Source organism: Vibrio sp. 1641, assembly GCF_033339995.1.
Taxonomy (GTDB): Bacteria; Pseudomonadota; Gammaproteobacteria; order Enterobacterales; family Vibrionaceae; genus Vibrio; species Vibrio alginolyticus.
In genome coordinates this window covers 1-521 of sequence record NZ_JAWOVP010000504.1, presented here as the reverse complement: position 1 = coordinate 521, position 521 = coordinate 1, and the positions used below count along the sequence as shown (strand labels likewise).

The following is a 521-nucleotide window of genomic DNA, read 5'->3' as shown; positions in this document are numbered from 1 at the left end:
TGTTACTAACTTATTTGACAGAGATGGTTTATGGCCAGAAGTAAAACAAACAAAGTATTTGAGCTGCTCGGGCATAAAATACAACAAGGACAGCGTTTAGAAGTAGAATTCGAAGCTGCTCAGCTATACACGCACTCTCCACTTTCTATCCCTGTGGAAATCATTCACGGGAAACAAGAAGGTCCAGTGCTGATGGTGAACGCCGCAATCCATGGTGATGAGCTTAATGGCGTAGAGATCGTTCGTCAGATGATCAACCAGTTAAACCCATTAAAGCTAAAAGGTACGGTTATTGCGGTGCCAATCGTAAACGTATTTGGCTTTATCCATAAGTCTCGTTACTTACCCGATCGCCGCGATCTAAACCGTTGTTTCCCTGGCAGCGAAAAAGGCGCACTCGCCTCGCGTATGGCGTATGGATTCTTCAATAATATAGCGAAACGTTGTGATTACATTTTAGATTTACACACAGGTGCGATTCATCGTACTAACCTACCCCAAATACGCGCTAACCTGAGCAA

General features: G+C 44.0%; 1 protein-coding gene. It reads left to right on the top strand.

Annotated features, from left to right (window positions below):
* Nucleotides 1–30: 30 nt before the first annotated feature.
* Nucleotides 31–521: succinylglutamate desuccinylase/aspartoacylase family protein (locus tag R7Z47_RS26810; RefSeq protein ID WP_318131021.1), on the top strand; the 491-nt coding region annotated here is incomplete at its 3' end.